Origin of the sequence: Citrobacter sp. Cpo032 (assembly GCF_030332975.1) — a bacterium.
Taxonomy (GTDB): Bacteria; Pseudomonadota; Gammaproteobacteria; order Enterobacterales; family Enterobacteriaceae; genus Citrobacter; species Citrobacter portucalensis.
This window is the reverse complement of the sequence record NZ_JAOWGU010000034.1, coordinates 82,299-95,372: the sequence shown is the minus strand read 5'-3', so window position 1 is coordinate 95,372 and position 13,074 is coordinate 82,299. Positions and strand designations below refer to the sequence as shown.

Annotated in this window: 13 protein-coding genes; 3 read left to right on the top strand and 10 right to left on the bottom strand. The window is 52.7% G+C overall.

Annotated elements, in window-relative coordinates; all coding sequences use genetic code 11:
* Nucleotides 1–292: 292 nt before the first annotated feature.
* Nucleotides 293–1,156: a nucleoside-specific channel-forming protein Tsx gene (locus OGY33_RS02475; RefSeq protein ID WP_003021561.1), complete on the top strand. Its 864-nt coding sequence runs from the start codon at nucleotides 293–295 to the stop codon at nucleotides 1,154–1,156.
* Nucleotides 1,157–1,201: 45 nt separating this feature from the next.
* On the opposite strand, the gene OGY33_RS02470 is transcribed toward OGY33_RS02475, so the two are convergent.
* From OGY33_RS02470 to queA, 7 genes are all read right to left on the bottom strand, one after another.
* The gene (locus OGY33_RS02470) at nucleotides 1,202–1,894 is read right to left on the bottom strand and encodes a helix-turn-helix transcriptional regulator (protein ID WP_048214800.1); all 693 of its coding nucleotides are present in this window, start codon (nucleotides 1,892–1,894) and stop codon (nucleotides 1,202–1,204) included.
* Nucleotides 1,895–1,917: 23 nt separating this feature from the next.
* The gene (locus tag OGY33_RS02465; protein ID WP_032942527.1) at nucleotides 1,918–2,283 is read right to left on the bottom strand and encodes a VOC family protein; all 366 of its coding nucleotides are present in this window, start codon (nucleotides 2,281–2,283) and stop codon (nucleotides 1,918–1,920) included.
* 169 nt (nucleotides 2,284–2,452) lie between these two features.
* Nucleotides 2,453–3,424, bottom strand: a complete 972-nt coding sequence (secF, locus tag OGY33_RS02460; protein ID WP_003021550.1) for a protein translocase subunit SecF — start codon at nucleotides 3,422–3,424, stop codon at nucleotides 2,453–2,455.
* Nucleotides 3,425–3,434: 10 nt separating this feature from the next.
* Nucleotides 3,435–5,282 (bottom strand): protein translocase subunit SecD, encoded by a 1,848-nt coding sequence (secD, locus tag OGY33_RS02455; RefSeq protein ID WP_003021547.1) that lies wholly within the window; start codon nucleotides 5,280–5,282, stop codon nucleotides 3,435–3,437.
* Nucleotides 5,283–5,309: 27 nt separating this feature from the next.
* Nucleotides 5,310–5,642 (bottom strand): preprotein translocase subunit YajC, encoded by a 333-nt coding sequence (gene yajC, locus OGY33_RS02450; RefSeq protein WP_003021544.1) that lies wholly within the window; start codon nucleotides 5,640–5,642, stop codon nucleotides 5,310–5,312.
* A 22-nt stretch (nucleotides 5,643–5,664) separates the two neighbouring features.
* Nucleotides 5,665–6,792, bottom strand: a complete 1,128-nt coding sequence (tgt, locus tag OGY33_RS02445) for a tRNA guanosine(34) transglycosylase Tgt (RefSeq protein WP_003021535.1) — start codon at nucleotides 6,790–6,792, stop codon at nucleotides 5,665–5,667.
* 208 nt (nucleotides 6,793–7,000) lie between these two features.
* Nucleotides 7,001–8,065, bottom strand: coding sequence for a tRNA preQ1(34) S-adenosylmethionine ribosyltransferase-isomerase QueA (gene queA / locus OGY33_RS02440; protein ID WP_191238812.1), 1,065 nt, complete (start codon nucleotides 8,063–8,065; stop codon nucleotides 7,001–7,003).
* Between the two features lie 217 nt (nucleotides 8,066–8,282).
* On the opposite strand from queA, the gene acpH reads away from it, so the two are divergent.
* Both acpH and OGY33_RS02430 read left to right on the top strand, forming a co-directional pair.
* Nucleotides 8,283–8,864, top strand: coding sequence for an ACP phosphodiesterase (gene acpH / locus OGY33_RS02435; protein ID WP_032942524.1), 582 nt, complete (start codon nucleotides 8,283–8,285; stop codon nucleotides 8,862–8,864).
* Between the two features lie 168 nt (nucleotides 8,865–9,032).
* Nucleotides 9,033–9,635, top strand: coding sequence for a peroxiredoxin (locus OGY33_RS02430; RefSeq protein WP_003021524.1), 603 nt, complete (start codon nucleotides 9,033–9,035; stop codon nucleotides 9,633–9,635).
* 67 nt (nucleotides 9,636–9,702) lie between these two features.
* Here the strand turns inward: OGY33_RS02430 and OGY33_RS02425 are convergent, their stop codons facing one another.
* The 3 genes from OGY33_RS02425 to OGY33_RS02415 all read right to left on the bottom strand — a co-directional run bounded on the left by OGY33_RS02425 (nucleotide 9,703) and on the right by OGY33_RS02415 (nucleotide 12,953).
* Entirely contained in the window at nucleotides 9,703–11,571 is a 1,869-nt protein-coding gene (locus OGY33_RS02425) for an amidohydrolase (protein ID WP_191238813.1), read from the bottom strand.
* Between the two features lie 21 nt (nucleotides 11,572–11,592).
* Complete coding sequence (locus OGY33_RS02420; protein ID WP_003830975.1) at nucleotides 11,593–12,138, bottom strand: antibiotic biosynthesis monooxygenase; 546 nt, start codon at nucleotides 12,136–12,138, stop codon at nucleotides 11,593–11,595.
* Nucleotides 12,139–12,311: 173 nt separating this feature from the next.
* A complete protein-coding gene (locus tag OGY33_RS02415; protein WP_003021513.1) occupies nucleotides 12,312–12,953 on the bottom strand; it encodes a hydrolase in 642 nt (213 codons plus the stop codon).
* Nucleotides 12,954–13,074 lie beyond the last annotated feature (121 nt).

Sequence of the window (13,074 nt, the reverse complement as noted above, 5' to 3'; positions counted from 1 at the left end):
TTGCGGAACGTTTTGTGCGTTCCGCAACATCACTCTGCTTCTTTTTGTTACTCCCCTGACATAACCGATATTTCTGGTAAAACTTGGCAACATTCATGGGAGCCAGTACAATTCGCCGCCTAAAGTACGCAAACGTGAACGCAATCGATTACGTAAATGATAGAACTGTGAAACAAGACATATTTTTGTGAACAATGATTTTTATAATAGGCTCCGAAGAATTACGAAATATTTAGAAACGCAAATTGCGCATTTTTCACTCCCGAAAGGGATTTCAAACAGTGGCATACATATGAAAAAAACATTACTTGCAGCCGGTGCAGTGCTGGCGCTCTCCTCGTCTTTTACTGCCAACGCAGCAGAAAATGACAAACCGCAATATCTGTCCGACTGGTGGCACCAGAGTGTCAACGTGGTGGGTAGCTATCACACCCGTTTCTCCCCGAAACTGAACAACGACGTGTATCTGGAATACGAAGCGTTTGCCAAAAAAGACTGGTTTGACTTCTATGGCTACATCGATATTCCGAAAACCTTCGACTGGGGTAACGGCAACGATAAAGGTATTTGGTCTGACGGTTCCCCGCTGTTTATGGAAATCGAACCGCGTTTCTCCATCGACAAACTGACCGGTGCTGACCTGAGCTTTGGTCCGTTCAAAGAATGGTATTTCGCCAACAACTACATCTACGATATGGGTGATAACAAAGCCAGCCGCCAGAGCACCTGGTATATGGGTCTGGGTACCGATATCGATACCGGTCTGCCGATGGGTCTGTCCCTGAACGTGTATGCTAAATACCAGTGGCAGAACTATGGCGCATCCAACGAAAACGAGTGGGATGGCTACCGTTTCAAAGTGAAATACTTTGTGCCGATCACCCAGGTTTGGGGCGGCCAGTTGACCTACATCGGCTTCACCAACTTCGACTGGGGCTCAGATTTGGGTGATGATCCGAACCGCACCAGCAACTCTATCGCATCCAGCCACGTCCTGGCGCTGAACTACGATCACTGGCACTACTCCGTCGTAGCGCGTTACTTCCATAACGGCGGCCAGTGGAAAGGTGGAGATACCCTGAACTGGGGCGAAGGCGACTTCAGCGCGAAATCTACCGGTTGGGGTGGTTACCTGGTCGTAGGTTACAACTTCTAATCCAGACAATGTTTCGCAGACAAGCCAGCTTAACCGCTGGCTTTTTTATGGCTGGTCTTCACAGCGTACTTTACGCAAAAAGTCACTTAGCGAGCGATCTGCCGATTCGCGAAAATGCCTGTCGAGTGGCGTAATCTTCAGACATCGATCAACGCGAAAGCAACGATAATCGTCACGCTTCTCGCACCAGCCAACCAGCAGCCAGTGCTCGCCCCAGAAAAATAATCCCAGCGGCTGAACGTCGCGCCAGGAGAGATTCCCGGGCTCATCACGATAATGCAGCGCCAGCACCTGCTGTGCTGAAACCGCGCGATGTATGAGATCGAAGGCACTACGTGAATGCGGCTGATTACCAAAATCTGGCGCGAAAATCCGCGTTTGCTCGGCTCTGCGCCGACTCTCTGGCGGCAATATCGCCAACACTTTTTCCTGCGCGGATTCCAACGCCTGTGAGAGTGAATCCCCACCCCATGTTTTCAGCAATCGAATCGCTACCATCAATGCTTCTGATTCGTGATGCGTTAACATCAACGGCGGTAGATCAAACCCGGCCATTAAGCGGTATCCGCTGCCCACTTCGCCTTCAATAGGCACACCGGATAAAGAGAGATCGCGGATATCGCGATAAATCGTCCGTTCAGAAACCTCAAGACGCTCTGCCAGCAGCGCCGCCGTTGTCACTCGCCTGCCACGCAGGATTTGCACAATCTGAAACAAGCGGTCGGCGCGTCTGCTCATTTTAATCCTCAGTGCTGAAAATATTACGCGGGTTGATGTAAACCAACACGATTGCCTTCGCTGTCAGTAAATAGCGCAATCGTACCAATGTCCTGCCCCAGTTCGAGTGGGCCAAACACACACTGACCGCCAGCAGTGGCGACGCGTTCAAGCGTTGCAGCCAAATCGTCCGTATGCAGATAAATAATAGCGCCCTGCGCTGAAGGCGTAATACCGTCAAATTTAGCCAGCGCCCCGCCGGGAGCGGGATCCTGATGCGGAAATACGGCGAGCTCAGCGCAGTCCATGTTCTCCCGGCGCAAAGAAACCTGCATTACTGGCTCATAAAAAGCGATGGCGCGATCCATTTGTACCACGGGGATTTCAAACCAATTAATTACATTGCTCATACTTCCTCCTGCCTGTGTGGGTAATCTCAGGAGGACTATATGACAGGGCTACTGACAGCATACTGTCAGTAGTGTGGCGACAGGAAAAGATAATTACCTGTCGCTAATTCACAGGCAAAAAAAATCCCGACCTTGCGATCGGGATTCCACTATCTTCACTCTTAATGGGTTAAGGCAGAATTGACGGCTGATCCGCCCCTTCTTTCTCGACCTTCTGCTGCAGCATGTGCTCACGCTTCATACCCAGCTTCAGCGCCAGCGCCGATGCTACGTAGATAGAAGAAGCAGTACCGATGGAAACACCGATAAGCATGGTCAGCGAGAAGCCTTCCAGTACCGGACCACCGAACAGGAACAGCATCAGAATAACCATCAACGTCGTACCGGAGGTAATCAACGTACGGTGCAGCGTCTGAGTCAATGACACGTTAAAGATTTCGTAAGGCGTACCGCGACGAATTTTGCGGAAGTTTTCACGAATACGGTCAGAGACGACGATACTGTCGTTCAGCGAGTAACCGATTACCGACATCAGTGATGCGACGATAGTCAGGTCAATCTCGATATGGAACAACGACAGGATCCCAAGTGTGATAATCACGTCGTGCGCCAGCGCGATAACTACCCCTGCCGCCAGTCGCCATTCAAAGCGGAAACCGACGTACACCAGGATGGAGATCAACGCCGCCATCAGCGCCATCGCACCGGTTTGCGCCAGGTCTGCACCCACGCTCGGACCCACGAATTCAATTCGCTTCACCGCGGCGTTTTGGTTGGTGGATTCGTTAATCACACTCAACACTTTGCTACCCAGCACCTGACCGCCGTCTGCACCTTCAGTTGGCGGCATACGTACCATAATGTCGTGGCTGCTGCCGAAGTTCTGCAGAAGCGGATCAACGAAGCCCGCTTTCTCCAGCGCATCGCGCATCACGTCCATATCGGCCGGTTTTTCCAGCGTGATTTCAATAACCGTACCACCGGTGAAATCGAGACCCCAGTTAAACCCGCGTACGCCCATCACCACGATGGCCGCAATCAGCAGGAAACCTGAAATGCCGAAAGCCCAGTAGTCCCAGCGCATAAAGTCCCAGACTTTACGGCCGTGGTTCAATTGTTCAACAGTATATTCCTGTGCCACTTCGCACTCCTCAGATTGACAGCTTTTTGACGCGCTTGCCGCCATACAACAGGTTTACGATGGCACGTGTACCGACAATCGCGGTAAACATCGACGTCGCCACACCAATACCGGTAGTAATCGCGAACCCTTTAATTGCCCCGGTGCCAACTGCGTACAGGATGATGACCTTGATCAGCGTGGTAATGTTCGCATCAAAGATGGAGCTAAATGCGCCCGCATAACCTTCATTGATGGCCTGCTGCACCGAGCGCCCGTTACTCAACTCTTCTTTGATACGTTCGTTGATCAGTACGTTCGCATCGACCGCGACGGCAAGGGTCAAGACGATCCCCGCAATCCCCGGCATACTCAGCGTAGCCCCCGGCAGCAACGACATAATACCGACAATCAGCACCAGGTTAGCAATCAGTGCACTGGTCGCAATCAGACCGAACTTCTTATAGAAGAAGATCATGAACAGGATAGACACCACCAGACCGGCCAGACATGCTTCCAGACCCTGTTTGATGTTCTGCATACCCAGGGTTGGGCCGATGGTACGTTCTTCAACAATCTGAATCGGCGCAATCAACGCACCGGCACGTAACAGCAGGGAAAGCTGGCGTGCTTCGTTCGGGTTGTTGATACCGGTGATACGGAAGCTGTTACCCAGGCGAGACTGGATATTGGCGATGTTAATCACCTCTTCCTGTTTCACCAGTACTGCACGACCGTTGGCATCTTTCTTACCGCTGTCTTTGTACTCCACGAACAGGGTCGCCATCGGCTTACCGATGTTGTCCTTGGTGAAGTTGGACATGATGTTACCACCTGCGCTATCCAGCGAGATGTTAACCTGCGGCTGATTGTATTCGTCCTGGCTGGAAGTGGAGTCGGTGATATGGTCACCGGTCAGGATCACGCGCTTGTACAGCACAACCGGCTGACCTTCGCGAGATTGTTTCACTTCCGAGTCACCCGGTACACGCCCGGATGCCGCAGCAGACTGGTCAACGTTGGTATTTACCAGACGGAATTCCAGCGTCGCGGTTGCGCCCAGAATTTCTTTCGCACGCGCGGTATCCTGAATACCCGGCAGTTCGACCACAATGCGGTCAGCACCCTGACGTTGTACCACGGGCTCAGCAACACCCAGTTGGTTAACACGATTACGCAGAATGTTGATGTTCTGCTGTACTGCGTATTCACGGGCTTCGCTCAGGCGCGCATCGGTCATTACCGCACGCAGAGCATTGCTGCCCTGGCTGGAAATAACCAGATCCTGGTGACGTTTGCTCAGGTAAGAGATAGCTTCATCACGGGCGCTGCTATCACGGAAAGTGATGCTCAGACCGTAGTTATCTTCTTTGCGAACGGTAGTATAAGGAATGCCTTTTTCACGCAGATCGCTGCGCAGGCTATCGATATTTTGTTCCTGCAACTTACTCAGCGCGGTGTCCATATCCACTTCCATCAGGAAGTGAACGCCGCCACGCAGGTCAAGACCGAGTTTCATCGGTTCTGCGTGAATGGCAGCCAGCCAGCGTGGGGTTGCCGGAGCAAGGTTAAGCGCCACGACGTACTGATCGCCCAGTACGCCCATTAATACTTCACGTGCGCGCAGTTGGGTATCAGTGGAGTCGAAGCGCGCGAGAATAGCACCCTCTTCCAGAGCCACAGACTTAGGTGTGATTTTATCTTCTTGTAACGTTTTCTGGACCTGGATCAGCGTTTGCTCACTGGCGGCGGCACCGCGCACGCCAGTGATTTGAACAGCCGGATCCTCACCATACAGGTTGGGAAGCGCATAGAGCAGACCGACGACAATAACGACGATCAGCATGACATACTTCCACAAAGGATAACGGTTTAACACGGCAGTTCCCTTTGGGAAAACAATAAATTACAGCGCCTTCATGGTGCCTTTCGGCAGAACGGCAGCTACGAAATCACGTTTGATAACCACTTCAGTGGTGTCGTTCAGCGCGATAGCGATGTAGCCAGATTCTGCTACTTTAGTCACGCGACCCACCAGACCACCGTTAGTCAGTACTTCATCGCCTTTCGCAATGGAGTTCATCAGGTTCTTGTGTTCTTTGGTACGCTTTTGCTGTGGGCGCAGGATCATGAAATAGAAAATCAGACCAAACACCACCAGCATCAGAATCAGAGACATCGGGCTGCCCTGCGCCGGAGCACCTGTTGCCGCTACCGCATCAGAAATAAAAAAGCTCATTCAAATTCCCTCATTATTAAAATTAATCAACGTTCACAGGTGGAACTGGTCTACCCTGACGTTGGTAAAAATCGGTCACGAAGCTCTCTAATTTACCCTCTTCAATAGCCTTGCGTAAACCCGCCATCAAACGCTGGTAGTAGCGAAGGTTATGAATCGTGTTGAGTCGCGCGCCCAATATTTCGTTGCAACGGTCGAGATGATGCAAGTAAGCGCGCGAATAATTGCGACAGGTGTAACAATCACACTCAGCATCGAGCGGACTGGTGTCGCTTTTATGTTTCGCGTTACGAATTTTTACCACGCCGTCAGTCACAAACAAATGACCATTACGGGCATTTCGCGTTGGCATCACGCAGTCAAACATATCGATACCGCGACGCACGCCTTCAACCAGATCTTCTGGTTTGCCGACGCCCATCAGGTAACGCGGTTTATCTGCCGGAATCTGCGGGCAAACATGTTCCAGAATGCGGTGCATATCTTCCTTCGGCTCACCGACAGCCAAACCGCCGACAGCGTAGCCATCAAAGCCGATATCTACCAGACCTTTGACGGAGATATCACGTAAATCTTCGTAAACACTGCCCTGAATGATGCCAAAAAGCGCATTTTTGTTGCCGAGGCTATCAAAACGGTCACGGCTGCGCTTCGCCCAACGCAAAGACATCTCCATTGAGCGTTTAGCATAGTCCCAGTCGGCCGGATACGGTGTACATTCGTCGAAGATCATCACGATATCGGAACCGAGATCGTATTGAATCTCCATCGACTTCTCGGGATCGAGGAAAATCGGATCGCCGTTGATCGGGTTACGGAAATGCACGCCCTGCTCGGTTATCTTACGGATATCGCCCAGGCTGAACACCTGGAAGCCGCCGGAGTCGGTGAGGATCGGCCCTTTCCACTGCATGAAATCGTGCAGATCGCCGTGCAGTTTCATGATTTCCTGACCCGGGCGCAGCCACAGGTGGAAAGTATTGCCGAGGATAATCTGTGCGCCGGTCGCTTCAACTTCTTCCGGCGTCATGCCTTTTACTGTGCCGTAAGTACCGACCGGCATAAAAGCAGGCGTTTCTACTACGCCACGATCAAAAACCAGGCGGCCGCGGCGCGCGCGACCGTCTGTGGTATCCAGTTCAAATTTCATTTTTTCTCCTGCATCAGAGAGACAGTCTGATGATTAAACTTTCCCCACGGAATCACTCCACGGAGTAAAAATATATTAACCCACTGGCGAAGGCGCAATCGGCGCAGCCAGTTTGGGGGCGACCAGCGCACAGCCACCGGAGCGTACACGCAGTACGTGAGGATGGCGAGCACTGCCCGACATCAAAATGGCAAGTGAGATAGCCTTCTCACGGTTGCTCAGAAATAGCCTGCGGATTGTACGTGATAAACATGGCATCCCCGTAACTAAAAAAGCGATATTCCGCTTTTACCGCTTCATGATAGGCGTGCATGGTGTTTTTATAACCAGCAAATGCGGAAACCAGCATAATCAGCGTCGATTCCGGCAGGTGGAAGTTGGTGACCAGAGCATCAATCACCTGATATTTATAGCCTGGATAAATAAATATCTGCGTATCGCCGAAGAACGGCTCGATGAGATCGTTTTTGGCCGCCTGCGCCGCGCTTTCCAGTGAGCGAACGGACGTTGTTCCCACGGCTATCACGCGATTACCGCGCGCTTTCGCCGCCAGCACCGCGTCCACCACATCCTGCGGCACTTCCGCATATTCAGAATGCATAATGTGGTCTTCGATGGTGTCTACGCGCACCGGCTGGAAAGTACCCGCTCCAACGTGCAGGGTGACGAACGCCATTTCAATGCCTTTATCGCGCAGTTTAGCCAGCAGCGGATCGTCAAAATGCAGACCCGCGGTCGGCGCAGCGACGGCACCCGGTTTTTCGCTGTATACGGTCTGGTACAGCTCGCGGTCGGCGTCTTCATCCGGACGGTCGATATACGGCGGCAACGGCATATGGCCGATGGCGTTGAGGATATCCAGCACGCTGCGTTCGTCGTTAAACTCAACTTCAAACAGCGCGTCATGGCGGGCGACCATCGTCGCTTTAATACTTTCGTCGTCGCCCAGCAGCAGCTCGGCACCCGGTTTCGGCGCTTTCGAGGCACGAATATGCGCCAGAATACGTTTGTCATCCAGCATACGCTCGACCAGCACTTCAATCTTGCCGCCGCTGGCTTTACGACCAAACAGACGCGCAGGAATGACGCGGGTGTTGTTAAAGACCAGCAAGTCTCCAGGGTTGAGCTTATCGAGCAAATCGGTGAAAGTACCGTGCGTCAGCGCGCCCGTCGGCCCGTCCAAAGACAGCAAGCGGCAGCTACTGCGCTCAGCTTGCGGATAGTGGGCAATCAGGGATTCGGGTAGTTCAAAGGTGAAATCGGTAACGCGCATGACACTGACTCAGACTAAAATAAGAGGCGGGTAGTCTAGTGCCGGGGCGTTCTCCCTGCAACCTTTACCCCTCAAGTTAAGAGACATAATCTATACACAAAATCATTCAAGATGCATCGAGGCGGCAACTGAATGAGTCCCCGGGAGCTTACTCAAGTAAGTGACAGGGGTGAGTGAAGGCAGCCAACAAAGAGGCAGTTTGAAGGATGAAGTGGATATGAATTTTCTTGCGCACCTGCACTTAGCTCATCTTGCCGATAGCTCGCTTTCCGGCAATCTGCTGGCCGATTTTGTCCGGGGTAATCCGGAAACGCACTACTCGCCTGATGTGGTAGCAGGCATCTTCATGCATCGTCGTATCGACGTGATGACCGATAACTTACCGCAGGTGCGTGAAGCCAAAGAGTGGTTTCGTAGCGAAACACGCCGTGTCGCGCCGATTACGCTGGACGTTATGTGGGATCATTTTCTGTCGCGTCATTGGTCGGAAATCTCCCCTGACTTCCCGCTGACGGACTTTGTGCGCTATGCCCGTACCCAGGTAACCACTATTTTGCCGGAATCGCCGCCGCGCTTTATCAATCTGAACAACTATATATGGTCAGAGAAATGGCTTGAGCGTTATCGGGATATGGATTTTATCCAGAACGTCCTGAACGGCATGGCCAGCCGCCGTCCACGGCTCGATGCCCTACGCGACTCATGGTATGACCTCGATACGCATTACGATGCGTTAGAAGAACGATTCTGGCAGTTTTATCCGCAAATGATGGAACAGGCGCGACGTAAAACCCTTTGATCGCAGCCCGCATTCCCCGCCGGATAAGCTGTAGCCGCCGTCCGGCAAAAGATTGATAGACAAAACCTGTCTCATTGATTGCCAGCGCCTCTTTGTCTTATTCCCGAACACTCTCTATACTGGCCCGCGTTGCGTTCCAAAAACCCCTTAACTTTGCAGGAGAATTATATGGTACTGGTAACTCGTCAGGCTCCGGATTTCACAGCAGCTGCGGTACTGGGTAGCGGTGAGATCGTTGAAAACTTCAACTTCAAACAGCATACCAACGGTAAAACCACCGTTCTGTTCTTCTGGCCGATGGACTTCACCTTCGTTTGCCCGTCTGAACTGATCGCATTCGACAAACGTTACGAAGAATTCCAGAAGCGCGGCGTTGAAGTTGTTGGCGTTTCCTTCGACTCTGAATTTGTCCACAACGCATGGCGTAACACCCCTGTCGACAAAGGCGGCATCGGTGCAGTGAAATACGCAATGGTTGCTGACATCAAACGCGAAATCCAGAAAGCCTACGGCATCGAGCACCCGGAAGCGGGCGTTGCGCTGCGCGGTTCTTTCCTGATCGATGCTAACGGCGTTGTTCGCCACCAGGTGGTTAACGATCTGCCGCTGGGTCGTAACATCGACGAAATGCTGCGCATGGTTGACGCGCTGCAGTTCCACGAAGAGCACGGCGACGTTTGCCCGGCACAGTGGGAAAAAGGTAAAGAAGGTATGAACGCGTCTCCGGACGGCGTGGCAAAATACCTGACCGAGAACGTTTCCAGCCTGTAATTGGCATGAATCGACAAAAGGCCCGCAAATGCGGGCCTTTTTTATTGTTAGCAGATCCGATAAGCGATTAAAACGCGAAGCAGGAACAGCCAAGCGCGCCCCAGAAAGCCCGGTCATCTGACACCGGAATCCCCGATTTCCGCGCAATATCATGCTGGTGACCGTGTACATCGCAGCTACCGCAGCACTGGTGCATCTGCACCATTGCGCCAATTTTCGCCGCAGCAGGTGGCGCTGAGCGATAGTGCCCCGGCACCTTCACCACTGGCGACCAGTCCGGCACAATCGGAATAGCAGGTGGTGCCAGCGGGGTGAAATGCCCGGCGGCGTAAACCACTTTGCCATCAACAACGGTCATCACCGACTCAATACCTTTGATCTCTTCTTCCGGCACGCTGAAGTAATCTTTAGACAGCACCACCAGGTCGGCCAGTTGATCTTTCTCGATGCGCCCTTTCTTACCCTGTTCGCTGGAAAACCAGGCGCTCCCGGCCGTCCACAGTTCCAGCGCCACATCACGCGGCAGACGGTTGTTATCATCGTACATTGCCATCCCGCCAACGGTACGGCCCGAAACCAGCCAGTAGAGCGCGGTCCACGGGTTGTAGCTGGCCACGCGGGTGGCGTCAGTCCCCAGCCCGACCGGAACGTCAGCCGCCAGCATTTTCGCCACCGGCGGCGTATGTTTAACCGCGTCTTTGCCGTAGCGATCGACAAAATACTCTCCCTGGAACGCCATACGGTGCTGGACCGCAATCCCGCCGCCCAGTGCTTTTACACGCTCGATGTTCCGTTCGGTAATTGTTTCGGCGTGATCGAAGAACCAGTGCAGGCCATTGAACGGGATATCACGATTAACTTTCTCAAACACGTCCAGCATTCGGCTGATAGATTCATCGTAGGTGGCGTGCAGGCGGAACGGCCAGCGATGCTCCACCAGATGTCGCACCACGCGTTCCAGCTCATCTTCCATACCCTCCGGCAGATCCGGACGTGGCTGAAGGAAGTCTTCAAAATCCGCTGCAGAAAAGACCAGCATTTCCCCTGCCCCGTTGGCACGATAGAAGTCGGTTCCCTGCCCTGGCTTGAGCATATCGGTCCAGCGTTCAAAGTCTTCCAGTTCCTGCTTTGGACGCTGGGTAAACAGATTGTAGGCAATACGCACCGTCATCTGTTTGTTGGCGTGTAACTGCTCAATGATCTCGTAATCTTCCGGGTAGTTCTGGAAGCCGCCTCCCGCATCGATGGCGCTGGTCAGTCCCAGACGGTTCAGTTCACGCATAAACTGGCGGGTCGAATTAACCTGCATTTCCAGCGGCAGTTTTGGTCCCTTTGCCAGCGTCGAGTAAAGGATCATCGCGTTCGGTTTAGCGATCAGCATTCCGGTCGGGTTGCCGTTGCTATCACGCACAATCTCACCGCCCGCCGGATCCGGCGTCGCTTTGGTATAGCCAACCGCTTTCAGCGCGGCGCGGTTGAGCAAAGCCCGGTCGTAGAGATGCAGAACAAAAACCGGAGTATCCGGAGCGGCTTCATTCAGTTCTTCGAGGGTTGGCATGCGACGTTCGGCAAACTGGAATTCACTCCAGCCGCCCACCACGCGTACCCATTGTGGCGACGGCGTTCTGTCAGCCTGGTCTTTGAGCATGCGTAGCGCGTCCGCCAGTGACGGCACGCCTTCCCAACGCAATTCCAGGTTGTAATTCAGTCCACCACGAATAAGGTGCAGGTGCGAATCGTTCAGGCCCGGAATCACCGTATGTCCTTGCAGATCGACAACCTGCGTCCCTTCGGCGGCAAAGTTCATTACCCGTTCGTGGCTACCGGTCGCCAGGATCTTTCCGTTGGCGATCGCTACCGCCTCGACCTGCGGACTTTGCCTGTCGAGAGTATAAATTTTTCCGTGAGTCAGAATCAGTGTGGCAGTTTGAGACATAACAATCTCCTGAGATACCGGTCAGGCTTTTTTCAGCCATCCGGCAAACAGACGGGTTACGATGGGCATCCAGAACCAGACCACCAGCGCAACCACAAAGGCATCATTGATGAGATGCAGGAGTAACGAGCCCTTCATTGCAGGCAGCACAATGCCGGTCAACCACGGCACCAGATTGGTGCTGGGAAATATCACCAGCAGGGTTATCAGAAACTGTTTCCAGCGTTTGGGCTGGCGTACATGGGGCGCGGGCGGCGTAAACCAGAATGCTGCTTCGGTGCGAATTTCGGTTTTGTCTCCTTCAGCCAGCAGTGGAGCAATCTCTTCGACCAACACGCGGCGCGTATCGGACTGGGTCCAGCTATACAGATGCTCAAGCGTGTCGAAGCGGATAATGATGTTCCACAGGTTGTTACCATCTGCCGGGCGAATCACGTTCGCCCCGAGATGACCGGGAAATTCAGCCGCTACAGGCATGATTTTCCCCAGCCACTGCTCATACCTCTGCGCCTGCTCAGGTAGCAGAGTGTGAGTAATTACCAACGTCACATGTTTGTTCTGCGCCATGAAGGGTTCCTTGTTGAGAGGAAACAGGCCACTTAGGCCAGGAAAGCAATACACAAAATCATTCATGGTGCATCGAGGCGGCAAGGTTGTGGATCCCCGGGAGCTTACATAAGTAAGTGACCGGGGTACGCAAGCGAAGCCAACAAAGATGCAACATGAAGGATGACGTGTATTTAAGCTTTACGTTCCGGCGCGCCATGCACCATGGTATAGGCATAATCCACGCCCATACCGTAGGCGCCGCTGTGCTCGCGTACCAGATCCATTACGGCGTCGTAGGTTTCTTTGCGGGACCAGTCGCGCTGGTACTCGAGAAGAACCTGTTGCCAGGTTACGGGTACGGCACCTGCCTGTACCATGCGGTCGATAGAACGCTCATGAGCATCTACGGACGTGCCGCCGGAGGTATCCGTTACCACATAAACTTCATAGCCTGCCTCCAGTGCCATCAGCGCCGGAAAAGTCAGGCATACTTCGGTCCACAGCGCGGAGATAATCAGTTTTTTACGCCCGGTCGCTTCCACCGCTTTCACAAACGCCGCATCTTCCCAGGAGTTCATTGAGGTGCGTTCAATGGGTTTGACATCAGGATGAACCGCTAACAATTCCGGCCAGATATATCCGCTAAAACTTTTGGTTTCTACAGAAGTATAAATCACCGGAACATTGAATATTTTCCCGGCTTTCGCTAATGCAACGGTATTATTTTTTAAAGTCTGGCGATCAATATTTGCCACACCGAATGACATTTGCGGCTGATGATCAATAAAAATAAGCGTAGAATTTTGAGGGTCAATCAGTTCCCGAATAGACATAGCACACCTTCTTAATCAATAAGTTAAAAGGCAACGGTCTGTATCTGCCGTCAGCAGCAGGATCCTGAATCAGAAAGCTTGTTGAGTATAGCGGGAAATTTCTAACGAGTTATTAAAGAAA